This is a genomic window from Kibdelosporangium banguiense (assembly GCF_017876405.1).
In the GTDB taxonomy this organism is placed as follows: Bacteria; Actinomycetota; Actinomycetes; order Mycobacteriales; family Pseudonocardiaceae; genus Kibdelosporangium; species Kibdelosporangium banguiense.
This window is the reverse complement of sequence record NZ_JAGINW010000001.1, coordinates 113,026-135,547: the sequence shown is the minus strand read 5'-3', so window position 1 is coordinate 135,547 and position 22,522 is coordinate 113,026. Positions and strand designations below refer to the sequence as shown.

Sequence of the window (22,522 nt, the reverse complement as noted above, 5' to 3'; positions counted from 1 at the left end):
ATGAGCGCGCACCGTTTCCGCCGGGTGAACCGGCGCACCGCCGAGCAGATGCTCGACGGTGCGCCGGATCGGGTGCGAACCGACGGATCGGACGCGCTCAACGGTCTCCTCGCGGCAGCGTCCGCCCCAGCGCGCCTGGGCGAACTCGCCGGTGAGGAAGCCGCGGTGGCCGCGTTCCGCGCCGCTCGTCTCGCCGATGCCGGTCAGCCACGGAGACAATCGATGCTCAAGGTCGCGCTAGCCAAAATGCTCACCGTGAAGATCGCTGCCACAGTCGTGGCGACCCTGGCCGTGGGCGGCGTCGCAGTTGCCGCCGTGACCGGCAGCCTGCCCAACCAGGACCCCACGCCCGCGCCCCCGGTCCCGCCGTCCACATGGACCGACACCGTGCCCGGAAACTCCTCGGGCGGTGTCCCTGGCGGCGCACCGAATGCGACCGGCAAGAACGACAAGGACAAGAACACCCAGCCTGACAAGCCGAACGGTGACCAGAACCCGGCGCCGTCGCCCTCGTTCGACGGACTGTGCAACGCGCTTACCGCGGGCAACAAGGCAGATCACGGCAAGGCACTGGAAAACCCGGCGTTCACCGAACTGATCAAGCAGGCAGGCGGCAAGGACAAGGTGCTCGCGTTCTGCGTCGATCTGAACGACAAGCAGCGTGGGAAGTCCGGCAACGCCCCTGGCAACGGTGGGGCCAATCCCGGCAACAACGGCAACGGGCCCGACAAGAACCCGAAAGAGCCCAACGGTAATCAGCCGGCTGAGCGACCCAACCGCTGACTCAGCCCCTCACACCAGTGGCGGCCGTTCATTCCCCGGAACGCTGTCGCCGCTCTAGGGCGGGTGGTGGTCTACCCCCGGGCCACCGCCCGCCCACCTAGGCTCAAGCGGAGGAAGCACGATGATCCATTCCTGCCCCTACACAGTCACCGCCGGCAGTTTCGTGCTCGGAGTCCTCAGCGCACGGGAAAGAAACCAGTTCCACCAGCACACCGAAGAGTGCCTCCACTGCCGCAGCGAGGTCCTCGAACTGGCCCCGGTGGCCGAGCTGCTGGCCCCGCTCAAGGCCGAGGCCCGGTTCCGGTTCACCGGGTAGTTATTTCAGCTGCATGCCTTTGGTCTCGGGCAGTGTCCAGATGGCGGCGAACGCGACAGCGGCGCCCGCGGCGACGTACCAGAAGAAGATGTTGGCGTTCCCGGCTTCCGACAGCGCGGTGTTCACAAGTGGCGCGGTGCCACCGAATGTCGCGACAGTCAGGTTGTACCAGGCGCCGATGCCGAGAGCGCGGACCTCGGTCGGGAACATCTCGCTCATGATCGCCGGTGCGATCGAGGTCATCGCCGTGTACAGGCCGAGGCCCACGCAGAACACCACGACCAGGTTCCACGGATTCGGTGTGATCAAAGTGGACAGCGGGACGATGAGCACGGCCGTGGCCGCCGCCCAGGCCAGCAGCTGGGGTTTTCGCCCATAACGGTCCGACAGCATGCCCATGGGGTACTGCAGGGCGATGAACAGCGCTGTGCCGATCGACAACGCCAGGAAGACGTCGTCCGCCGAAGCCTTCCGTGAGTTGATCGCGAACGGCGTCAGGGTGCTGAAGAACGTGTAGTAGCAGAGCGTGGACAGCATCGTGTAGCCGATCAGCTGGCCGACCGCCTTGGGGTGCCTGCGCAGCGTGAGCAGCAACGGGTTCTTGACGTGCCGCGCCTTGTCCTTGTTCTTCTCGAAATGCTCGGTCTCGTCGATGGTGCGGCGCAGCCACAACCCGACGATGCCCAGCACACCACCGACGATGAATGGGATCCGCCAGCCGAAACTGGCCATGTCGGCCTTGTCGAGGATCCGCACCAGGAAGTACCCGAGCAGCGACGCGATCAGCACCGCACCGCCTGTCGAGATGTAGAAGAACGCCGAATAACGGCCGCGATGCGGCGAAGGTGCGATCTCACCCAGATACGCCGACGCGTTCGACACCTCGCCACCCAGCGAGATGCCTTGCGCGATACGGGCGAGCAAAAGCAGAACCGGCGCGAGCCAGCCGACCGCGGCGAACGTCGGCAACAGGCCGTGTGATACACCCCTGAGCACCAAAGGACCCCCTCACAGGTACCACCGGTGAGGGGGTCTCATGGCAAGAACAGCCACGGCGTCCGCCGTTCCGATGCTGGACCACATGGTCACCTCCCTTGGTTCGAGGTGCACCACGCTGGCGGACGCCGAACGGGGCAATCAACAGGCAAGTGCTTGGGCTGTGGATAACCCGGGTACCTGTGGACAACCCTGCTGCGCGCACACATTCGCGACGGACTTACGGCCGGTCGTCTTTTCCTGTGCGACCATCCTTCTGAACTGACGAGGGCGCGGGTTTGTGTCGCTGCTGCTGGACCTGCTTTCGCTTCTGCGGCTTGGCCCGCCCACCGAGATCGATCTTCATCCCCAGGATTGAGATTTGCGCCTTCTCGCCTGGCTGTCTCTTGTTCAGGACGAGACGCGTGACCACGATCCAGGACACGGCTAACACGATCAGGATGATGATCAGCAGCCCAGGGTTAGGCGCCAATGCGGTGAGGAACCGCTCTATTGACTGTTGTGACACGGTGTACACACCCGTTCCGACGGCGCCGCCTCCGGGTGCGACACTGCCAGTAGGGGCCTGTACGCGGGTGGTGAGCTAGGGCTCCTCGGGTGACCGTCCCCCCGGAGGTGGACGAGTCTAAAATTTCGAAAGTCACAAAAATCAATTAATGTATTTTCGAAAACCCAGAGAGAGTTCTAGTTCAAAATTTACGTCTTTAGGTATTTACGTTTTAAGTATTTACGTCTTTAAGTCAAAAGTTTTAAATTAATCCACAAGCCGCGTATATGTCCCTATTCACCACCGCGCCCGTGAACGGCTGGGGTGAACACCAGTCCGTCGCACGCCTAGTGTCCCGAGTCGTTAATTCGTAGGCAGTAGGCTGCTAGTGTTTCGAGGATCTCGTCGGCGGTCTTGGTCCACACGAATGGTTTCGGGTCTTTGTTCCATTCGTTGATCCAGACGCGAACATCGCGTTCGAGCTCGACGACGCTGCGATGAGCGGAGCGGCGCAGCTTGCGCCTGGTCAGCTCGGCGAACCAGCGTTCCACCAAGTTCAGCCAGGACCCGCTGGTGGGGGTGAAGTGCAGTTGGAACCGTGGGTGGCGCAGCAGCCACTTCTGGACCTCAGGGGTCTTGTGGGTGCCGTAGTTGTCGCAGACCAGGTGCAGATCCAGCTCGGCCGGCACGGCTTTGTCGATCGTTTTCAGGAAGCGCAGGAACTCTTGGTGGCGATGGCGGCGGTGGTGCTCGGCGATCACCGAGCCGCTGTCCAGGTCCAGCGCGGCGAACAAGCTGGTAGTGCCGTGCCGGACATAGTCGTGGGTCATCCGCGCCGGGGTGGTGGGCATGATCGGCAGGATCGGTGCGGTGCGATCCAGCGCCTGCATCTGGGATTTCTCATCGACACAGAGCACCAGCGCGTTCGTCGGCGGGTCCAGATACAACCCGACGATATCCCGGACCTTCTCGATGAACTGCGGATCGGTGGACAGCTTCCACGTCTGCACCAGGTGCGGCTTCAAGCCGAAAGCCCGCCAGATCCGCGAGATCGCCGACTGCGACATGTCCGTGGCCGCCGCCATCGACCGCGTCGACCAATGCGTGTCATTGCGCGGTGGCTTCTGCTCCAGCGTCGCGGTGATCACCCGCTCGACCTGCTCGTCAGTGATCGTGCGCGGCGCCCCCGGCCGCGGCTCATCGGTCAACCCCTCCAACCGATCCCGCACAAACCGCGCCCGCCACTTACGGACCGTCTCCCGCGACACCCCCAGAATCTCGGCAATCTCGCTGTTCGACCGATCTTTCGCACACTCCAGCACAATCCGCGACCGCAACGCCAACGCCTGCGCGGTCATACGACGACGCGTCCAGCCCGTCAGAACCCGACGCTCCTCATCGGACAGTTCCAGCGGCACAGGCTTCGGACTCGGCATCCACCCAGTCTAGTCAACTGCCTAGAAACTTACGACTCGACACACTAGCGGGTGTCTGCCGTCAAGCATACAGGAAGCCGTCGCTGCGAAAGGCGCGCCCCTCGTGTGCCCCGCGTCTCCCCGCTCTGCTGCGGAGGGCAATCCACATGATCAGAGCGCGCCCGCATCCTTTGTGCCCGAACCGTTGGTGTGCGCACCACAAAACCGGTACTAGTCGCTGTCCTCTTTGGTACCGGCCGCATCTTGGGTGCGGGCAGGCTCGGCAGTACCACGGTCGGCAGATGGTACGGGGGTGCAGTGTCGGCACCCGGGACAACCGGAACCGGACACAGAGAACGTGCAACGAGGTAGATTAGTCACCGGTACTGCCCCCGCCGGTACCGCCGGTTCCTACGCCACAGGTACAGCCGTGTGCCCCAACGGGTCTCACGCAGTACCAAGCCCCCGATCGCGACCCACACCAGGACCGCGAACCCGCCAAGCCCCCACGTGAACCAAGGCATCACGCCACCCCCGTAGTCGGCGGTTGGTGACGCGGCGGAATGCGCATTGAGTACCGCTCGGCCGCGAACGGCTCGGCGAGGGCCGCAATCGTCGGTGGCATCGGATGCGCCCGGTTCGGCGCGTTGGGAGCGTCCGGCGAAAGCAACTCAACCGCCGAGCGGGTCACAAACCACGCCGCACCCTCTACCGACCAGAACAGCACCCCCGGGAGGAATGGGTTGCCGTGACGGCCGCACCGGACGCGGTACGCGGCGGCAATGTCCGCGTCTCGGATGATCACAACGTCGACCATCCCCGATGGCCACCGTCGAAGTCCGCCGAGGTATTCCGGCGCGGCACTGTCCGGCCAGTAGACGTACCTGAACCCTGCCGAGGGCATGGCCTTCAGCCAGTGGTCAAGGTGTCGTGTGGTGTCCACGGGAAGCCTCCAAACGGGTTACGCAGGCCAGCAGGCGAACCGGGGGAGAGGTCGACACCGCACCAGGCCGTCGGGGGCCGCCCCGGTGCAGGAAACCGGCCCGCCTGCTGGCTCTTTGAGAGTACGTCTGCGACGCAAATGGCGACGCGTCCAGTAGAGTGAATTTGCGACGCAAACAGCGACGCAGGGTGAGTAACCCGATCAGAGTCTGGCGGGGGGTGGGGCAGAATCACCGGTATGGATCACCCGGACCCCGGCCCTGTGGTGCAACGACTCATCCACGGCGCGCAAGCGCGCACCTACCGCCGAGCGGCGGGCCTGGACCTTGCCGACGCTGCCCGGGAACTCCAGATGACTAAGGACAAGCTCAGCAAGGTTGAGAACGGGCAGCTTGCGACCACGCCTAACGAGACAGAGCGCATGATCACCCGCTACGGCATCCTGGGTGAGGCGGCCGTGGAGTTCCGTAACCTCGGCAGGGACGCCCGACGCCGAGCGGCCCCGGAGCGGGTAGTTGAGCACGGACGGCAGTACGTTGCCCTTGAACGGGCCGCGACCGAATTGCGCATGGTCTACGCCGAGGTGCCCGGCGCGTTCCAAACCACCGAGTACGCCCTTGCCCAACTCAGGCGATCCCCGGTTGTCCTACCCTCGCACGCCGAGGGCATGGCAGAAGCCCGAGAAGAACGCGGGGACTACCTCAAAGCAAACCCGGACCGCCGTGTCTGGGCCATCCTCGGCGAGGAATCGCTACACCGTGAGGTGGGCGGCCGGGACGTCTTGCGGCGGCAACTCGAACGCGTCCATGCGTTCGCCGAGCTGGATCATGTGAGCGTCCGCGTGTTCCCATTCTCGGCCGGTGCGGCACCCGCGCTTTCGTGCCCGTTCACGCTGCTGTGGATCGAACCGGCAAACGCGAGAATCGCCTACGCCGAGACGCTCACCGGATCGGACTACTTCAAGACGACCGGTGCGTTTGTAGCCGCGTTCGAGCAAGCAGAAGGACGCGCGTTGTCCGAGGACGACACCCGTTCACTACTGGAAAGACGGATCAATGACCTCTAAGGAATTCACCGGCACGTGGCGTAAGCCCTCGCGGTCCGGTGGCGGCGGCGCACAGTGCGTAGAAGCGCGGTGCACCTCGGCGACCGCCCGTGAGGTCCGAGACAGCAAGGCTCCCTTGGCGGGGTCGCTAGCGTTCGGCGGCTCGGCGTGGGCCGCGTTCCTGACAGAAGTCCGACGCGGATAGCCCTCGCCAGCGAAACAGCCTCGTTCGGTACACACCGGGCGGGGCTGTTGTCTTATTCGGCCCTGATCGGCTTAGCGCTGGAGCAGATAGGCTGACTGGGTGAAGCTGTTGATATCCAGTCACGACGAGGATTTGCGCGTGATATTCGAGCCGGCGGGTACGGAGGTCATGCTTCCCGTGGGCAAGCACATCATCGTGGAGTTCACGGGCGATGACATGGGCGAGATCGGTCATGAACCCGGTTGCATGCTCATCTGGAGCGGTTTGGATGGCAATCTGCGCGCATGGTGGTCGGAGGGCCGGAAGCATCGTGGCGAGGAGATCATGACGTTCTGCTGATTCCCATCACGGCGTCCTGCTGGAGGGCGCCTGCGCTTTAGTGATGCCTTTTGCAAGCTCAAGCGTTGCCGTCCGTAGACGCGTGGGCAACGCGCCCTTGCGGATCTCGTCTGCGCTCAACCACATCAGTTCCGCTACCAAGTACGCGGTGTCCGGCGCTAAGACGGTGAGGTACCGGGCGGTTGTCGGCGCCCAAACTCCGGTCACGACCGCGATTTCCTCGGCGTTGCGTGCAAGGAGCCGGGTCGTGCCGTGTTCGCCCGGTACGGCGCTCCATATCCCTGGTGCTGCTTTGCGTGCCAACGCCCGGAAGTCGTCAGACGCGGTCTTGATGTAGTTGGCCGCCAGCCTGCTCTCATGCTCGAACACGCGTTCGAGCGTCGGCTGCTGACGAGGTGCTGGCAAGGGGGGCTACACCCGATCGAGCGCGTAGCAAAAATGTCCAGTCATACCACTTGATCGCGTTGCCAATGCTGGCCGCGACCAGCTTACGAACCGGCAACTGGTGCCCGATCACCTGTTCCGACATGCGAACGACATAACCACAGCGCGGCCCGGATTGGTAGATCTCCAACCAGATGAGAGTCCAGTCCGTGGTATGCCGGCAGCCTGTCGCTCGGCTGACTCTCTGTGACACCTCCTTCTAACTTGTTGTCGCCAAAGCGAACGGGAGTACTGAGTGTGCTCCCGCGTCGCGCAGTAGTTTGCTTGCCACAGCCATGGTCCAGCCGGTGTCGATCTGGTCGTCGACGACCAGCACGGGCCCGCCTGCCGACTGCAGCCTGCCTGTCAGCTCGGCGGGAATCTGCATGGCGTGCCACAGACCGGCCAGGCGTTGCGCGCTGTTGCCTCTGCGGTCTGTGCCGGGCCCGATCTCCACTTCGCCGAGGTACTCCAGCCGTCCGATACTCGCCAGCCGCTCGCCCAGACTGCGGATGAGCTTCGGCCGCCGGCTTGAGGAGAGCGTCACCACGGCGACTGGACGGTTCTCCCATTTCCACGTGGACAGCACTTTCACGCACGCGTCGAACACGTCGTCGGGCACGGGCTCGTCCGGTGCCGATGTGCCCAGCAGGACTCGCAAACGGTTGCCCCACCCGATGTCCGTCAACCGGCCGAGCGCTCGCCCGGGCTCGGACCGCTCGCCGGGCGCGATCTTGCCTGACAGCGGAACACCGAGCCCGGCCATGCCCGGCGGCCACTGCCTTCGCGGCATCACCTCGACACCCGGACGACGAAGGCGGTCGCGGGCCTGCGCTGCCGCCGCGTCGGACACCGAGGAATCCCACCTTTGCCCAGTGCAGTTGTCGCACCGTCCACACGCGGTCGCGTGTGGATCGTCCAGCTGACGCAGCAGGAACTCCATCCGGCACATGTCTGTGGCCTGGTAGTCGAGCATCGCCTGTTGCTCGGCCACACGTGCCTCGGCCACGTGCGCGTACCTGTCAGCGTCGTACGCCCAGCTGTCACTCACAAGCACCCAACCGCCGCGTTCCCGCCGCACAGCACCGTCCACATCGAGCACTTTGAGCACCACTTCGAGCCTCGACCGCGACAGATCCACCCGAGGTTCGAGCGCCGGCAACGACATTGGCCCGCCCGCGTCCGCCAACGCGTCGAGCACCTGCCGTACGACGGGCTCTGGCGGGAACGCCAACGACGCGAAGTACGCCCAGATGTCGCGGTCCTCCGGGCCCGGCAGCAGCAACACCTGGGCCTTGTCCACGCCACGCCCGGCACGGCCGATCTGCTGGTAGTACGCGATCGGTGACTGTGGCGCGCCCAGATGCACCACGAACCCGAGGTCCGGTTTGTCGAACCCCATACCGAGCGCGGACGTCGCCACCAACGCCTTGACCCGGTTGGCCAACAGATCTTCCTCAGCCCGCAACCGTTCGGCCTGTTCGGTCTTGCCCGAGTAGGACCGCGCCTCGAAACCACGTTCCCGCAGGTATGACGCGACTTCCTCAGCCGCGGCCACGGTCAGTGTGTAGATGATCCCGGAGCCCGGCAGTTGCGCGAGCCGCTCGGCCAGCCATGCCAGCCGCGTGGCCGCGTTGGGCATCCGCACCACCGCCAGGTGCAGACTTTCCCGGTCCAGCGCGCCACGCAGCACCAATGTGTCCATTGCGGACGGTCCCAGCCCCAGCTGCTGGGCGACGTCCCGCACCACCCGGTCGTTGGCGGTCGCAGTGGTCGCCAGCACCGGGACGCCTGCCGGCAACTCGGTGAGCAACGTGCGCAGCCGCCGGTAGTCGGGGCGGAAATCGTGACCCCAGTCGGAAATGCAGTGTGCCTCGTCCACGACGAGCATCCCTGCGGACGCCGTCAGAGATGGCAGCACTGTGTCGCGGAAATCCGGGTTGTTCAACCGTTCCGGGCTGACCAGCAGCACGTCCACCTCGCCCGCGGTGACCGCGCCCTGGACTTCCTGCCATTGCTCGAAATTGGCCGAGTTGATGGTGGCGGCGTGCACTCCTGCCCGCGCCGCTGCCTCAACCTGGTTACGCATCAACGCCAACAGCGGTGACACGATCACTGTCGGACCTGCACCCCGTGCCCGCAACAGGGCTGTCGCGACAAAGTAGACCGCCGACTTTCCCCAGCCAGTACGCTGGACCACAAGCGCACGCCGGTGCCCGGCGACCAGCGCCTCGATCGCGGTCCACTGGTCGTCCCGCAATCTGGCGCCGTCGCCGGCAAGCGCCCTCAGGTGGCATTCTGCCTCTTGGCGGAGGTCGTTCGGCGGCAGTTCGTTGTTCACACGTCCACGTCTACCGCATGCGCGTCCAGAGCACAGCAACGAGTCCGCGCGAACGGGACCGTTCGCACGGACTCGCGGAGCGTGCAGGGGACGTTTCGTCCGAATGGGACACAAAGCGCAACGGTTCGTTGACGGACTGTGATCACGTGAGTACGTTCGAAACTGTAAGCGGGCGCTTATGAACCGTGGAGGGGAGAAGTTCGGTGACCACCACACAGCAGCCGATCGACTACCCGTTCGGCGACTACGACCGGCTCAACCTGGCTGGCGAAACCGCTGGTCTCGCCGACGGGGAACCACTGGTCAGGGTGCGTCTGCCGTACGGCGGTGACGCGTGGCTGGCGCGCCGCTACGAGGACGCCAAGGTGGTACTTGCGGACCCGCGCTTCAGCCGCGAGGCGGCGTTCGGCAAGGACGTGCCCAGGCCGATGGAGTTCATCAACGACAAAAAGGGCCTGCTGGACATGGACCCGCCGGACCACACCCGGCTGCGCAGGCTGGCGGCCAAGGCGTTCACCGCCAAGCGCGTCGAACTGCTCAGGCCACGTGCCCAGGAGATCGTCGACGGACTGCTCGACGCGATGATCGCCGCCGGCCCCCCTGCCGACCTGATGGAATCGCTGTCCTGGCCGCTGCCGATCACCGTGATCTGCGAGATGCTCGGTGTTCCCTATGCCGACCGGGAGACGTTCCGCGGCTGGACCGACGCCTCGATGGCGCTCACCGCGTACGAGCCGGACGAGATCCAGCGGGCGCAGGAGAATCTGAGGGACTACATGGCCGGTCTGCTCGGCCAGCGCCGCGAGCACCCGGCCGACGACCTGCTCACCGCGTTGATACAGGCCAGGGACAACGACGACCGGCTCAACGAGGACGAGGTCGTTCAACTGGCCGTCGGCCTGCTGGTCGGCGGGCACGAGACGACCGCCAATCAGTTCGGCAACTTCGTCTACAACCTGTTCACACACCCGGATGAGCTGGCGAAACTCCGGGCCGACCACGATTTGGTCAAACCGGCGGTCGAGGAATTGATGCGGCACACTCCGCTGGGAGCCGCGACGAGCCTCGTCCGTATCGCCATGGAGGACGTCGAAGTCGGCGGCATGACGGTCCGCGCAGGTGAAGGCGTATTCATCGACGGGCATACGGCCAACCGTGACCCGCGAGTTTTCGACAACCCACACGAGTTACGCGTCGATCGTGCGGTCAGCCAGCACATCGGTTTCGGGCACGGCGTGCACCACTGCCTGGGCGCGCAACTGGCCAGGATGGAACTGCAGGTCGCCCTGGGTACGTTCATCCGGCGTCTGCCTGACATCCGGCTCGCCGTGGACGCCGCGCAGGTGCCGTGGAAACATGGCCGCCTGGTACGTGGCCTGCAGGAGTTGCCGGTCACCTGGTCGGAGGTACGCGCGTGAGCGATTCCCAGTGGCGGCTTGAGGTTGACCGGCACACATGCATCTCGTCGGGGATGTGCGCCGGCATCGCACCCGACCACTTCGAGCTCGAAGGCGACGGTTCGCACCCCCTGGCCGATGTGGTCGACCAGGACGAGAGCGTGATCGACGCCGCCGAGTCCTGCCCGGTCGAGGCGATCAAGGTGTTCGCCGTGGCCAACGGTGACCTTGTGGCTCCCAAGGACTGAGGTCAGGCCCGGACGATGACCTGGTCCAGCGATTTGCGGACCAGGTCGGGCACCATCGCGTCGGCCGCCGGGTAGCCGGTCGGGATCACGGCGAACGCCTTCTCGTTGCGAGGCCTGCCCAGCACCTCGGACAGGAACCTCATCGGGCTGGGCGTGTGCATGAGCGCGGCGAGCCCGGACAGGTGCAGGGCGGTCAGCAGCATGCCCACAGCGATTCCGACCGACTCGTCGACGTAGTAGTGCTTGTGGCTTTCACCCTGCTCATCGAGGTAGAAACGCTGCTCGAACACCACGATCAGGTAGGGCGCGTCGGTCAGGTGCGGCTTGGACGCGTCCGTGCCCAACGGCTCCAACGCCGAAAGCCACTCCTCGCCGAGCCTGCCGGTGTAGGACCGCTGCTCTTCCTGCTCGGCCGCGCACCTGATGGCGGCGCGGATCTCCGGATCGGTGACCAGTACGAAGGTCCACGGCTGCTGATGAGCGCCGGACGGCGCGGTGGCGGCCACCGCGATCGCGTCGAGCACCACCTGTTCGGGTACGGGATCTGCCGAGAACGCCCGGACTGTGCGCCGCTCGCCCATCCGTCGCCGCAGATCCGCGGCCACGGCCAGCGATGCCTTCGCCGACATTCGGCTGGGCCGGTAGGGCGTGGGCTGGTACGGCTGGCCGTGCATGGGTGTCCAAGTCCTCATGGACCTCATCCTGCCGTCTTGAGCAGCCACTATGTGGATCGGAGAAGCAAGAAGGCGAAGTTATGACCAGGCTGCGGGCGGCGTCGCCGCGTACGCTCTCGAGCTATGCCGGATCACTGTCGCATTGGGATCATGGGTGGCACCTTTGATCCCGTGCACCATGGGCACCTCGTCGCGGCCAGCGAGGTGCAGGCACGGTTCGACCTGGACGAGGTGATCTTCGTTCCGACCGGCGAGCCGTGGCAGAAAGGTGCGCGCGAGGTCAGCCCGGCAGAGGACCGGTACCTGATGACGGTCATCGCGACCGCGTCCAACCCGCGCTTCTCGGTGAGCCGGGCCGACATCGATCGCGACGGGCCGACGTACACCGTCGACACCCTGCAGGACCTGCGGGCTTCGCGGCCGGACGCGGAACTGTTCTTCATCACCGGAGCGGACGCCCTCGCCCAGATCCTGTCGTGGCGGGACGCGGAGAAACTGTTCGGCCTGGCGCACTTCATCGGCGTCACCAGGCCCGGTTACACGCTCGACGACCACCATCTGCCCGACGGCTCGGTCAGCCTCGTGGAGGTGCCCGCGCTGGCGATCTCGTCGACCGCCTGCCGCGACCGGGTCGCGCTGGGCGAGCCCGTCTGGTATCTCGTGCCCGACGGCGTTGTCCAGTACATCCAGAAGCGGAACCTGTACGCCGACCGGACGATCGGCTGCCGCTCGGAATAGGCGCGCGCCAGGGCGGCTGCTGCCGGGTACTCTCAGTACCTCATCTGCAAGGCCGTACCAAGGAGAGATGTGGCTGCTACGCCCGACGCACGCAGGTTGGCGCTGGTGGCGGCCAACGCGGCCGCCGACAAACTGGCCAGTGACGTGATCGTGCTCGACGTGTCCGCGCAACTGGTCATCACGGACTGCTTCGTGATCGCGTCGGCGCCCAACGAACGCCAGGTCGGCGCCATCGTGGACAACGTCGAAGAGAAGATGCGGGAGGCGGGCACCAAGCCGGTGCGCAGGGAGGGCGCCCGGGAGGGACGCTGGGTCCTGCTCGACTTCGTCGACGTGGTCGTGCACGTCCAGCACACCGAGGAACGCTCGTTCTACTCGCTCGAGCGGCTCTGGAAGGACTGCCCGCGGATCGAGTTCGACCCGAACGGGCCGGAGACGTGACGCTTCGCCGCCTCGTGCTGTGGCGGCACGGGGAGACGGACTACAACGCCTCCAGCCGGATGCAGGGCCATCTCGACTCGGCCCTGACCGAGGTCGGCTGGAACCAGGCACGCTTCGCCGTGCCGGCGCTCGCCCGGTTCTCCCCGGATCTGGTTGTCGCGTCCGACCTGCGCCGGGCGACCGACACCGCGACTGTGTTCGTGACTGCGACCGGGGTTCCCATGCGGATCGACAAGCGGTTGCGCGAAACGAACCTGGGCAACTGGCAGGGCATGACGGGCGCCGAGGTCGACGAGATCTCACCGGGCGCGCGTGCCGAGTGGCAGAACGACGCGACCTGGGCGCCGCCCGGTGGCGAATCACGTGTCGAGGTCGCCGCACGTGCCGCCGAGGTGGTCGCCGCGCTTGACGAAGGTGACGCGGAGACGGTCATCCTCGGCACGCACGGCGGTTTGATCACCGCGCTCACCGGGAAACTGCTTGGCCTGCCTGTGGACACGTGGCCGATGCTCGGTGGCATCGGCAACTGTCACTGGACGGTGCTCGCGCGGCGGCAGAGCACCGGTCTGGCCTGGCGTCTGATCGCGTACAACGCCGGCATCACCGGATGACAAAGCTGCTGTTCTTCGGCGATTCGCTGAGCTTTCACGGACCGGGCGGGCCGATGCCCGCCGACGACCCACGGCTGTGGCCCAACATCGCGGCGGCGCAGCTGGGCGGGCAGACCGAGCTGGTCGCCGGGTTCGGCTGGACGGCCCGGGACGCGTACTGGTCGCTGGTCGGCGACCCTCGCGTCTGGACGCTGCTGCCCAAGGCCGACGTGCTCGTGCTCGGTGTGGGCAGCATGGACACGCTTCCCTCGCCGTTGCCGACGTACCTGCGGCAAGGGCTGCGGTACCTGCGGCCGGACGGGCTTCGGCGCTGGGCTCGTACCCGGTATCTCGCTGCTCAGCCGTGGCTTGCTCGGGCGACCGGCGGGCGGCCTGTCGCTCTGCCGCCCGCGTTGACCGTGCACTATCTGGATCTGATCGTGACGTCCATCCGTGCGCTTCGTCCTACGCTGCCCGCGGTCGCCGTACTGCCACCTGTACACCGGTCTCCGCTGTACAGCAGCATGCACACAGGGCGTGTTCCTGGCGCCGCGGCGATCTCCCGGTGGGGTGCGTCGACGGGTGTTCCGCTGCTTGATCTGGCCGCCCTGGTCGGCGACCACGTGCTCGGCGGCCACGGCAACATCGACGGGATGCACTGGGGCTGGGACGGGCACAAAGTAGTCGGGCACGCATTGGCCGAGTTGATAACGTCGGCCGGCGCCGAACAGACGTAGGCTCGGCGATCATGGCGGTCGTCGTAGTCACAGACTCCACGGCGCACCTGCCGGAGGGATTCGCCGTCCGGCACTCGGTGCGCGTGGTGCCGCTGCACGTCGTCATGGACGACAAGACGGGGCTGGACGGTATCGACATCGGCCCGCTGCAGCTGGCGACCGCGCTGTCACAACGCCGGATCGTGACCACGTCCCGGCCTTCACCGCACGAGTTCGTCAAGGTCTTCCAGGCCGAACTGGACGCGGGCGCGTCCGCGGTCGTCTCGGTGCACCTGTCCCGGCATCTGTCGGGGACGTGGGACTCGGCCCGGCTCGCGGCCGAGGAAGTCGATCCTGACCGGGTCAAAGTCGTCGACTCGCGGACAACAGGCATGGGCCTCGGGTTCGCCGCACTGCGCGCCGCGGCCGCGGCTGCCGAAGGCGCGAGCGCTCTGGATGTCGAGGCCGCGGCAGTCACCGCCGCTGCTCGTACCACGACGTATTTCATGGTCGAGACGCTGGAGTACCTGCGCCGCGGCGGCCGGATCGGAGCGGCTGCCGCCCTGGTGGGGACGGCATTGGCGGTCAAGCCGGTGCTGCATGTGGCCGACGGGCGAATCGTGCCGCTGGAAAAAGTCCGGACGGCTGGCCGCGCGCTCGCCCGGCTGGTGGAACTGGGTGTCCAAGCGGCCGGCGACGGGCCGGTTTCCCTTGCGGTGCACCATCTTGCCGCGCCGGAGCGAGCCGCCGAGCTGGCCACCCGGCTGGAGGAGCGACTGCCGCGCTCATCGGGCTGCGTGGTGTCCGAACTGGGTGCGGTCATCGGCGCTCACACAGGTCCAGGCGTCCTCGGGGTCGTGGTGTTGCCGGACATGACCCGCTAGCACAACCCACCGACATTCCCGCCCGGTCCACCCACCCGCAACCCCGACTTGTCCACAGCGGCCAGTTGTCCACAACCGCCGCCCCGCAACCCGGACACCCACCCACCACCCGGCCTAACGTCGAAGACATGTTCGACTCCCTGCGGCGCCAATCCGCCGAACAACGCACTGCGAGCGCCCGGCTGAAGCAGCTCGCAGCCACCAGGCAACCCCAGGAGGAATGGATAGACGAGACCCCATCCGAACCCCAGAAGCCGGTCCGCCCACGTCTTCTCGGCCGCCGCGTGCCCGTCGTGGCGACAGCCGTCGTGGTCGTCGCTGCCATCACAGTCGTCGGACTTCTGGCTGCCCGCCCGGAGAAGGAGATGCCGCCGCCACTTCCGGCAGCGGCCGTGGCAGCCACAACATCCGCAGGAGCATCCGGCTCGATAGTGGTGAGCGTGGTCGGCAAAGTGGCCCGGCCAGGGCTCGTGACCTTACCCGAAGGCGCTCGTGTGGCCGACGCCGTCAAAGCGGCAGGCGGAGCGTCCGATGTGGACATGCTCGCCCTCAACGTCGCCCGCAGGCTGGCCGACGGCGAACAGGTCTACGTCGGCATCCCGCCCCAGGCCGACGCCGGCCCGATGGCCGCCAAACCAGCCAAACTCAACCTCAACACCGCGACCCTCGCCCAACTCGACGACCTGCCGGGCGTCGGCGCCGTCACAGCCCAGCGAATCCTCGACTACCGCGCCGAACGCGGCCACTTCACCGCCCTCGAACAACTCCGCCAGATAGACGGCATCGGCGAAACCCGCTACAGCAAACTGAAGGACCTGGTGACAATCCGATGAAAACCCTCATCCACCCTCAGCCCTGGCTCCTGTACTGGCTCCGCTCCCTGCTCGGAATCCCGCCCGTTGCGGATTCCGCTGGTTTCTGCTCCCGGTTCGGCTTCACCTGAACCGGGCCACGCCGAAGGCGTTTCTCTTTGCCCTGGCGGACTTTCATCTCCTGTGCCCGCCAGTCGGACTGATGCGTGTTCGTGGATGACTGCCAGGCTTGATCTCGTGACCGGTCTCCGCGGGTCAACCGGGACTCTGCCTTCGTCGCGGTAACCGGCTTGGGCTTGGTCGGTTCGGCTTCACGTCGGCGATTGCCGTTGGTTTCTGAGGACTGGGTGGACTTTGTGACTGTTCGCTTGCTTGATCCGACTCGCGCGCGGGATTGGCGGTTGGTGCCGGCGGCCGCGGCGGTGTGGAGTGCCGCCTTCCTCGGGTTGATGGTGACCTGGTGGTGCGCTGTCGTCGTCGGAGTGCTGGCCGGTGCTTTGGGCGTGATCGTCCTGAGGCGGCGGTTTCCCTCCTTAGACCTGGAAGGGGATACGCGTGGCCTGTGGATGCGGCGCGGTATCGGCTGGTCCTTGTTGGTGTGTGGGGCTTTCTCTGTTGCGCCGACCTCTTTTCGGTTGCGTGGCTGGGAAATCGACCCATTGAGGGTGCACGCTGCCCGAGGGGAGGAGGCAAGACTGACCGTTGTGTTGTCTGATCGGCCGAAAGCTGTTTTCTCTGCTGGGTTCGCAGGCAAGCAGGCTGGAGCGCACTCCGCGGTCGTCACTGGTGAGGTTCGGCATGCGAGGGCCGGCGGATCGCAGGTGTCGTCCACTGGTTCGGTTCTGCTTCTGGTCCCGGCCAACGGATGGGCGGATCTGTTGCCGGGTCAGGAAGTTCAGGCTGAAGGGCAGCTGGCGCCGGGAGACACCGCTGTTGCTGTGCTGCGGGTGCGTGGGCCGCCGGAGGGAGTGACGCCGGCGCCGGTGTGGCAGCAGGTGGCCGAGTCGATGCGGGCTGGTTTGCGTCGGGCTGCGGCTGACGTGCTGGGGCCGGAGTCTGCTGGACTGTTGCCGGCGTTGGTCGTCGGGGACACGAGTGCCTTGCCTCATCGTGTGGTCGAGGAGTTCCGCACGGCGGGCATGTCGCATCTGCTGGCTGTCAGTGGGGCGAACCTGGCGATTGTCGGTGTCGCGACCTTGCTTCTGTTGCGGGCCTTGCGGGTTGGGCCGAGGTGGTGCGCAGCAGGTTCGGGGGTGATGCTAGTCGGGTTCGTCGTTCTGGCAGGGCCTGAGCCGAGTGTGCTGCGGGCGGCCGTGATGGGCGGCGTCGGGTTGCTGGCGTTGATCATTGGGCGTGAGCGGTCAGCGCTGCCCGCGCTGGCGGCTTCGGTCATTGTGCTGGTGCTGCACGACCCGGCGATGTCGATGAACATCGGGTTCGTCCTGTCGGTGCTGGCGACAGGCGCGCTGGTCCTGGTCGCGGCGAAGTGGTCGCGTTGCTTGACCGGCAGGGGAATGCCGAGGCTGATTGCCGAGGCTCTCGCCGTGCCTGCGGCGGCACATCTCGCGACAGCTCCGGTTGTCGCTGGGATGAGTGGGAAGGTCAGCCTGGTCGCGATCGGTGCCAACTTGCTGGCCGCACCAGTGGTCGCTCCGGCCACTGTGCTCGGCCTGCTGGCGGCCTTGGCGGCAGGAGGCGTGCCCTGGCTGGCTGAATGGTTCGTGTGGTCGGCGGGGCCAGAGCTGTACTGGATGGTCACGGTCGGCCGGCATGCCGCGGCAATTCCGGGCGCGGCGATGGATTGGCCCGCGGGCTGGTGGGGAGGGATGCTGCTGGCGGTGGTCCTGGTGGCCGCTGTGCTCGTGCTGCGCCGGAGACGTTGGCGGGTGCTCGTTCTGGCGATGATCGCCGGACTGCTGGTTGTGCTCGTCCCGGTGAAGGTTCTGGCGCCGGGATGGCCGCCATCGGGCTGGTCCTCGGTGGCATGCGATGTCGGACAAGGTGACGCGGTCGTGCTGGCCACCGACGAGCCGGGGAGGGCGATCCTCGTGGACACCGGACCGGATCCCGGTGCCGTCGCCGGATGCCTGGACCGGCTCGGGGTGGACCGGATCCCACTGGTGATCCTGAGTCATCTGCACGCGGATCATGTCGGCGGACTGTCGGCTGTGCTGGCCGAACATTCGGTCGGCGCGGTGGCGGTCGGCTCAGGGCGACTGCCGGTATGGGCCTGGCGGCAGGTGAGATCGGAGGCGGAACGAACCCAGGTGCCGGTGCTCTGGCTGACCGTGGGCCAGCGGCTGGACTGGCCGGGGCTGACTGTGGAAGTCCTCGGCCCTGGTCACGTGGACACAAGACAGGAAGGTGAAGCAAGCGGAACAGAGATCAACAACGCGTCAGTCGTACTGCGCGCGACGACTCGCAGCGGCCGTGTACTGCTGACCGGCGACGTCGAAATCAGCGCCCAGACCGACCTGCTCGACGCCGGAGCCGACCTGAAGGCCGACATACTCAAGGTGCCGCACCACGGAAGCCGTTACATAGTCCCGGAATTCCTCGACGCAGTCCGGCCGCGCATCGCCCTGATCAGCGTGGGCGCCGGAAACCGTTACGGCCACCCAAACCCAGGCACCCTCAGCCGCCTGGCCTCGAAGGGAGCGACAGTACTACGCACCGACCAGGACGGCGATGTAGCCGTAGTCGGCGAGCTGCTGGTCGTCCGCCGCGGCGAACCGCGTGGGCCACCCAAGTGAACTGAGGCCTTCGCCGAACCTGAACAGGTCCGGCGAAGGGCCCGTCAGGCTTCAGAAGCCGAGTGCTTTGTGGACGGCCGCGGTCGTCGGCGGGACGGTGGCGCGTGGGCCGACGTGGTTCTCGATCGCGTCGAGGGTCTTCAGGCCGTCGCCGGTGATCAGCAGTACGGTCTCGGCCTCGGGGTCGAGCTTGCCGGTCTCGATCAGCTTCTTCGCCGTCGCGACCGTCACGCCGCCTGCGGTCTCGGTGAAGATGCCTTCGGTACGGGCGAGCAGGCGGATGCCTTCGACGACCTCTTCGTCGCTGACGTCCTCGATCGCGCCCTTGGTGCGGTTGACGACGTCGAGGACGTACGGGCCGTCAGCGGGGGCGCCGATGGCCAGCGAGCGGGCGATGGTGTCCGGGCGGACGGGCTGGACGACGTCGTGGCCGGCCTTGTACGCGGCCGACACCGGCGAGCAGCCGGTCGCCTGGGCGCCGAACACCCGGTACGGCGTCTGCTCGACCAGGCCGAGTTCACCGAGCTCGCGGAAACCCTTGTCCACCTTGGTCAACTGGGCGCCGGAGGCGATCGGCACGACCACCTGGTCCGGCACTCGCCAGCCGAGCTGCTCGGCGATCTCGTACGCCAGGGTCTTGGAGCCCTCGGCGTAATAAGGCCGGACGTTGACGTTCACGAACGCCCAGTCCTCGTGCTCGGCCGCGAGTTCGGTGGCCAGACGGTTGACGTCGTCGTAATTGCCTTCCACGGCAATGAGAGCACCGTCGTACACGGCTGTCGTGAGGATCTTCGCCCGTTCGAGCGACGAAGGGATCAGCACAACCGACTCCCAGCCCGCACGCGCCGCGGCTGCGGCTGTGGCGTTGGCCAGGTTGCCGGTGGAGGGGCAGGCCAGGACGCGGAAACCGAGCTGGCGCGCGGCGGCGAGCGCCACAGCGACCACACGGTCCTTGAACGAGTGCGTCGGGTTGCCGGTGTCGTCCTTGACCCACAGGCTTTTCACGCCGAGGGCGGCGGCCAGGCGGTCCGCCTTCACCAGCCTGGTCAGGCCCGGCTGGGTGTTCGGGTGGCTGTCCACATCGGACGGTACGGGCAACAGGTCCCGGTAGCGCCAGATCGACTTGGGACCCGCTTCGATGTCGGCTCGCCGGATCCGGCCGAACGAGTAGGCGACTTCGAGCGGGCCGAAACACTCCGCACAGGCGAATTCCGGGGCCAGCGGGATCTGGTGGCCGCACTCACGGCAGGACAGTGCGCGTGCGGGGCCGAGGTCGTAGGTGGTCGGCGCGCCGACTGTGGTTGTCATCTCGAGGTATCTCCTCATCTTTCCGGCTTTCGCCGGTCGGAATTGGCACCGTGATCGCCACCTGAACGGTGGTCGCCGGTTGCCGGGGCTTCTTCGGGCCGATCCCTCTGCCCCTCTGGATGAGCAATATTCAGTTGTGGGCCTATCGACAGGACACGTTACGGCACGCCGGTTACTCCATGCCACCCGTGGCGCCCACTATCCGGGAGCCGCGCGCGTGGCAGGATGCGGGGTGTGAACGCCCCGGCTGTGACGCCCGAGCCGCTGCAACTGGTAGTGGGCGAGGAAGAGCTACTGGTAGACCGTGCGGTCCGGGCCGCGTTGGAGGCCGCCCGGCTGGCGGACCCAACTGCGGACCTGACCAGGGTCCGCGTGGCTGATCTCACAACACCGCAGCTCACCGAACTGGTCTCGCCCTCGCTGTTCGCCGAGGCCCGCGTGGTCGTACTCGAGGCAGCGCACGAGGCCACCCAGGAGATCTCCGACGCGATCGTGGCGTACGGCAAGAATCCGGCCGACGGCGTCGTGCTCGTGGTGCTGCATTCCGGTGGCGGGCGAAGCAAAGTGGCCAAAGCCCTTCCGGCAGCACTGAAGAAGGCCGGTGCGAAGGTCGTCGAGTGCCCGAAGCTGACCAAACCGGCCGAACGCGAGGAGTTCGTCCGCCACGAGATCCGTGTCGCCGGCGGCCGGACCGACGCGGCCGCGGTCTCGGCATTGATCGAAACCGTCGGCTCGGACCTCCGGGAGCTCGCCTCAGCCGCCGCCCAACTGGTCGCTGACGCCGACGGCAAAGTCGACGAGAACGCCGTCCGCCGCTACCACAACGGCCGCGCCGAGGTGAACGGCTTCGCCGTCGCCGAGAAGGCCGTCGTCGGAGACCTGCCCGGCGCCCTCGAAGCACTCCGCTGGGCAATGCAGCTCGGCGTACCCCACGTCCTCGTCGCCGACGCGCTCGCCGACGCCGTCCGCACCGTCGCCCGCATCGCCCCACTCGGCCGGGTCGACCCCTTCAAATCAGCCGGCGAACTGGGCATGCCACCCTGGAAGATCCGCAAAGCCATGGGCCAGACCCGCGGCTGGCACCCCGCCGGCCTCGCAGACGCCATGCAGATAGTCGCCGAGTTGAACGCCGACGTGAAAGGCGTGGCCGCCGACGCGAGCTACGCCCTCGAACGCGCCATCATCCGCATCGCCCGAGCCCACCGCCGCGCCTGAGGCAGGCTGGACTTCGAAAAAGGGCTTGAGCAGCGAAAAGGCCCCCGCCGGCGGGCGGGGGCCTTTTCGGGGGCCTGAATCAGATGGCGTTGGCGCGCTTGGCCATGGCCGACTTCTTGTTGGCGGCCTGGTTGGCGTGGATGACGCCCTTGCTGGCGGCCTTGTCCAGCTGGCGGCTGGCGGCCTGCAGCAGCTCGATGGCCTTGTCCTTCTCACCGGCGTCCGCGGCCTCGCGGAACTTGCGGATCGCGGTCTTCACCGAGGACTTCACGGACTTGTTGCGCAGGCGAGCGGCCTCGTTGGTCTTGATGCGCTTGATCTGGGACTTGATGTTGGCCACGCGAGTACTCCTCAGTGTTCGCTATCCGGATTGCCGTATCGCGATACTCGATGGCCCCGCGAGTGCGGGTTTCCTCCAGGGCGGAACGCCACACGATACGACTCGCACAGGGTAACAACCCGTCACCTCGATCGGCGAATCCGCCCCCCGGGAAATTCGGTAACACCTGTTGACCTGCGTGTACCAGGGTGGGTCGGGTGAATCCTGTCGCGATCGGACTCGTGTTGGTGGCTGCGCTCGCTCACGCGGCGTGGAACTTCTCAGCGAAGCGTGCGAGCACCGGCGGGGCATTGTTCGTCTGGCTCTACCAGGCCACGTCGGCTGTCATCTGCCTGCCTGTCGCGGTGGGCGCGCTGGCCCTCAGCGGCGCGACTCCACAGTGGAGCTGGTTGCTTGCGGCGGGTGTGAGCGCGGTGCTGCATGTCGCGTACGGGTTGGTGCTGCAGCAGGGCTACGCGGTGGGCGACATGTCGGTCGTGTATCCAGTCGCGCGGGGGAGCGGTCCTCTTCTCTCGGTCATAGCGGCTGTCGCGTTTCTCGGTGAGCGTCCTGGGGCGTTGGCGCTTGTGGGTGCGGCCTGCGTTGTGGCGGGCGTGCTCGTGGTCGGGCTTGGAGGGAAAACGCTGCAGCTGGGGCCGAGCGTGTTCTACGGCGCACTGACCGGTCTGACGATCGCGGCCTACACCCTTTGGGACGCGCACTCGGTCAACGGGTTCGCCGTCCCGCCGCTCATCTATTTCTGCACCGGCGCCGTCATCCAGAGTCTGATCCTGGCGCCGCACGCTGTCCGCAGCCGGCGCCGAGTGGCCGTGCTGTGGCGGGAACACCGGGTAGATGTGCTGGTCATCGCCGTCTTGTCGCCGCTGGCGTACATCTGCGTTCTGTATGCGATGCGCATCGCGCCGGTCAGCATGGTCGCGCCTGCCCGGGAGCTCTCGATTGTGTTCGGCAGCGTGATCGCGTGGCGGTTCCTGCGCGAACCTGACCCGGTCCGGCGGCTCACCGGAGCGGTGATCGTGCTCGCCGGAGTGGCCGCGATCGCGGCCGCGTGACGTTTCCGGAACGTAACAGCGTGGGACATTGGCCGGACAGAGTAGTGCGCACAGGCGTTGAC

Annotated in this window: 25 protein-coding genes and 1 riboswitch; of the genes, 16 read left to right on the top strand and 9 right to left on the bottom strand. The window is 66.6% G+C overall.

Annotation, left to right across the window (positions count from 1 at the left end):
- Nucleotides 1-783 (top strand): hypothetical protein, encoded by a 783-nt coding sequence (locus JOF56_RS00720; protein ID WP_209633344.1) that lies wholly within the window; start codon nt 1-3, stop codon nt 781-783.
- Between the two features lie 121 nt (nt 784-904).
- Nucleotides 905-1,099, top strand: a complete 195-nt coding sequence (locus tag JOF56_RS00715; protein WP_209633342.1) for a hypothetical protein — start codon at nt 905-907, stop codon at nt 1,097-1,099.
- On the opposite strand, the gene JOF56_RS00710 is transcribed toward JOF56_RS00715, so the two are convergent.
- From JOF56_RS00710 to JOF56_RS00695, 4 genes are all read right to left on the bottom strand, one after another.
- Nucleotides 1,100-2,095: an MFS transporter gene (locus JOF56_RS00710; RefSeq protein ID WP_307854857.1), complete on the bottom strand. Its 996-nt coding sequence runs from the start codon at nt 2,093-2,095 to the stop codon at nt 1,100-1,102.
- Between the two features lie 220 nt (nt 2,096-2,315).
- A complete protein-coding gene (locus tag JOF56_RS00705; protein WP_209633338.1) occupies nt 2,316-2,612 on the bottom strand; it encodes a hypothetical protein in 297 nt (98 codons plus the stop codon).
- Nucleotides 2,613-2,929: 317 nt separating this feature from the next.
- A complete protein-coding gene (locus JOF56_RS00700) occupies nt 2,930-4,018 on the bottom strand; it encodes an IS630 family transposase (protein WP_209633336.1) in 1,089 nt (362 codons plus the stop codon).
- A 502-nt stretch (nt 4,019-4,520) separates the two neighbouring features.
- Nucleotides 4,521-4,940, bottom strand: coding sequence for a hypothetical protein (locus JOF56_RS00695; protein ID WP_209633335.1), 420 nt, complete (start codon nt 4,938-4,940; stop codon nt 4,521-4,523).
- Nucleotides 4,941-5,177: 237 nt separating this feature from the next.
- Between JOF56_RS00695 and JOF56_RS00690 the strand changes: the two genes are divergently transcribed.
- The 3 genes from JOF56_RS00690 (at nt 5,178) to JOF56_RS00680 (ending at nt 6,528) form a co-directional block, all read left to right on the top strand.
- Nucleotides 5,178-6,005 (top strand): DUF5753 domain-containing protein, encoded by an 828-nt coding sequence (locus JOF56_RS00690; protein ID WP_209633333.1) that lies wholly within the window; start codon nt 5,178-5,180, stop codon nt 6,003-6,005.
- A complete protein-coding gene (locus tag JOF56_RS00685) occupies nt 5,995-6,189 on the top strand; it encodes a DUF397 domain-containing protein (RefSeq protein ID WP_209633331.1) in 195 nt (64 codons plus the stop codon). The genes JOF56_RS00690 and JOF56_RS00685 overlap by 11 nt, the downstream gene beginning before the upstream one ends.
- Before the next feature lie 99 nt (nt 6,190-6,288).
- Complete coding sequence (locus JOF56_RS00680; RefSeq protein ID WP_209633329.1) at nt 6,289-6,528, top strand: hypothetical protein; 240 nt, start codon at nt 6,289-6,291, stop codon at nt 6,526-6,528.
- Nucleotides 6,529-6,534: 6 nt separating this feature from the next.
- On the opposite strand, the gene JOF56_RS00675 is transcribed toward JOF56_RS00680, so the two are convergent.
- Together JOF56_RS00675 and JOF56_RS00670 are read right to left on the bottom strand one after the other, a co-directional pair.
- Entirely contained in the window at nt 6,535-6,897 is a 363-nt protein-coding gene (locus JOF56_RS00675) for a hypothetical protein (protein ID WP_209633327.1), read from the bottom strand.
- 274 nt (nt 6,898-7,171) lie between these two features.
- Nucleotides 7,172-9,280 (bottom strand): RecQ family ATP-dependent DNA helicase, encoded by a 2,109-nt coding sequence (locus JOF56_RS00670; protein ID WP_209647924.1) that lies wholly within the window; start codon nt 9,278-9,280, stop codon nt 7,172-7,174.
- A gap of 215 nt (nt 9,281-9,495) precedes the next feature.
- Between JOF56_RS00670 and JOF56_RS00665 the strand changes: the two genes are divergently transcribed.
- Nucleotides 9,496-10,710: a cytochrome P450 gene (locus JOF56_RS00665; protein WP_209633325.1), complete on the top strand. Its 1,215-nt coding sequence runs from the start codon at nt 9,496-9,498 to the stop codon at nt 10,708-10,710.
- On the top strand, nt 10,707-10,937 hold the full coding sequence (locus JOF56_RS00660; protein WP_307854856.1) for a ferredoxin: 231 nt from the start codon (nt 10,707-10,709) through the stop codon (nt 10,935-10,937). Before JOF56_RS00665 ends, JOF56_RS00660 begins: the two co-directional genes overlap by 4 nt.
- 2 nt (nt 10,938-10,939) lie before the next feature.
- Here JOF56_RS00660 and JOF56_RS00655 read toward each other — a convergent pair whose 3' ends face one another.
- Complete coding sequence (locus tag JOF56_RS00655) at nt 10,940-11,629, bottom strand: nitroreductase family protein (RefSeq protein WP_209633323.1); 690 nt, start codon at nt 11,627-11,629, stop codon at nt 10,940-10,942.
- Between the two features lie 105 nt (nt 11,630-11,734).
- On the opposite strand from JOF56_RS00655, the gene nadD reads away from it, so the two are divergent.
- From nadD to JOF56_RS00620, 7 genes are all read left to right on the top strand, one after another.
- Nucleotides 11,735-12,349, top strand: a complete 615-nt coding sequence (gene nadD, locus JOF56_RS00650) for a nicotinate-nucleotide adenylyltransferase (protein ID WP_209633322.1) — start codon at nt 11,735-11,737, stop codon at nt 12,347-12,349.
- 69 nt (nt 12,350-12,418) lie between these two features.
- Nucleotides 12,419-12,790, top strand: coding sequence for a ribosome silencing factor (gene rsfS / locus JOF56_RS00645; RefSeq protein ID WP_209633320.1), 372 nt, complete (start codon nt 12,419-12,421; stop codon nt 12,788-12,790).
- Nucleotides 12,787-13,401, top strand: a complete 615-nt coding sequence (locus JOF56_RS00640; RefSeq protein WP_209633318.1) for a histidine phosphatase family protein — start codon at nt 12,787-12,789, stop codon at nt 13,399-13,401. The genes rsfS and JOF56_RS00640 overlap by 4 nt, the downstream gene beginning before the upstream one ends.
- Nucleotides 13,398-14,117, top strand: coding sequence for a diglucosylglycerate octanoyltransferase (octT, locus tag JOF56_RS00635; protein WP_209633316.1), 720 nt, complete (start codon nt 13,398-13,400; stop codon nt 14,115-14,117). The genes JOF56_RS00640 and octT overlap by 4 nt, the downstream gene beginning before the upstream one ends.
- A gap of 11 nt (nt 14,118-14,128) precedes the next feature.
- Entirely contained in the window at nt 14,129-14,980 is an 852-nt protein-coding gene (locus JOF56_RS00630; protein ID WP_209633314.1) for a DegV family protein, read from the top strand.
- A 128-nt stretch (nt 14,981-15,108) separates the two neighbouring features.
- A complete protein-coding gene (locus JOF56_RS00625) occupies nt 15,109-15,813 on the top strand; it encodes a ComEA family DNA-binding protein (protein ID WP_209633312.1) in 705 nt (234 codons plus the stop codon).
- 428 nt (nt 15,814-16,241) lie between these two features.
- Nucleotides 16,242-18,545, top strand: a complete 2,304-nt coding sequence (locus JOF56_RS00620) for a DNA internalization-related competence protein ComEC/Rec2 (protein WP_209647922.1) — start codon at nt 16,242-16,244, stop codon at nt 18,543-18,545.
- Nucleotides 18,546-18,596: 51 nt separating this feature from the next.
- Here JOF56_RS00620 and thrC read toward each other — a convergent pair whose 3' ends face one another.
- The gene (gene thrC, locus JOF56_RS00615) at nt 18,597-19,853 is read right to left on the bottom strand and encodes a threonine synthase (protein ID WP_209633310.1); all 1,257 of its coding nucleotides are present in this window, start codon (nt 19,851-19,853) and stop codon (nt 18,597-18,599) included.
- Nucleotides 19,854-19,864: 11 nt separating this feature from the next.
- Nucleotides 19,865-19,979: riboswitch (SAM riboswitch) on the bottom strand.
- 108 nt (nt 19,980-20,087) lie between these two features.
- Here thrC and holA point away from each other — a divergent pair.
- Nucleotides 20,088-21,068, top strand: coding sequence for a DNA polymerase III subunit delta (gene holA, locus JOF56_RS00610; protein WP_307854855.1), 981 nt, complete (start codon nt 20,088-20,090; stop codon nt 21,066-21,068).
- A gap of 79 nt (nt 21,069-21,147) precedes the next feature.
- On the opposite strand, the gene rpsT is transcribed toward holA, so the two are convergent.
- A complete protein-coding gene (gene rpsT / locus JOF56_RS00605; protein WP_209633305.1) occupies nt 21,148-21,408 on the bottom strand; it encodes a 30S ribosomal protein S20 in 261 nt (86 codons plus the stop codon).
- 197 nt (nt 21,409-21,605) lie between these two features.
- Between rpsT and JOF56_RS00600 the strand changes: the two genes are divergently transcribed.
- Entirely contained in the window at nt 21,606-22,460 is an 855-nt protein-coding gene (locus tag JOF56_RS00600; RefSeq protein WP_209633303.1) for an EamA family transporter, read from the top strand.
- Nucleotides 22,461-22,522 lie beyond the last annotated feature (62 nt).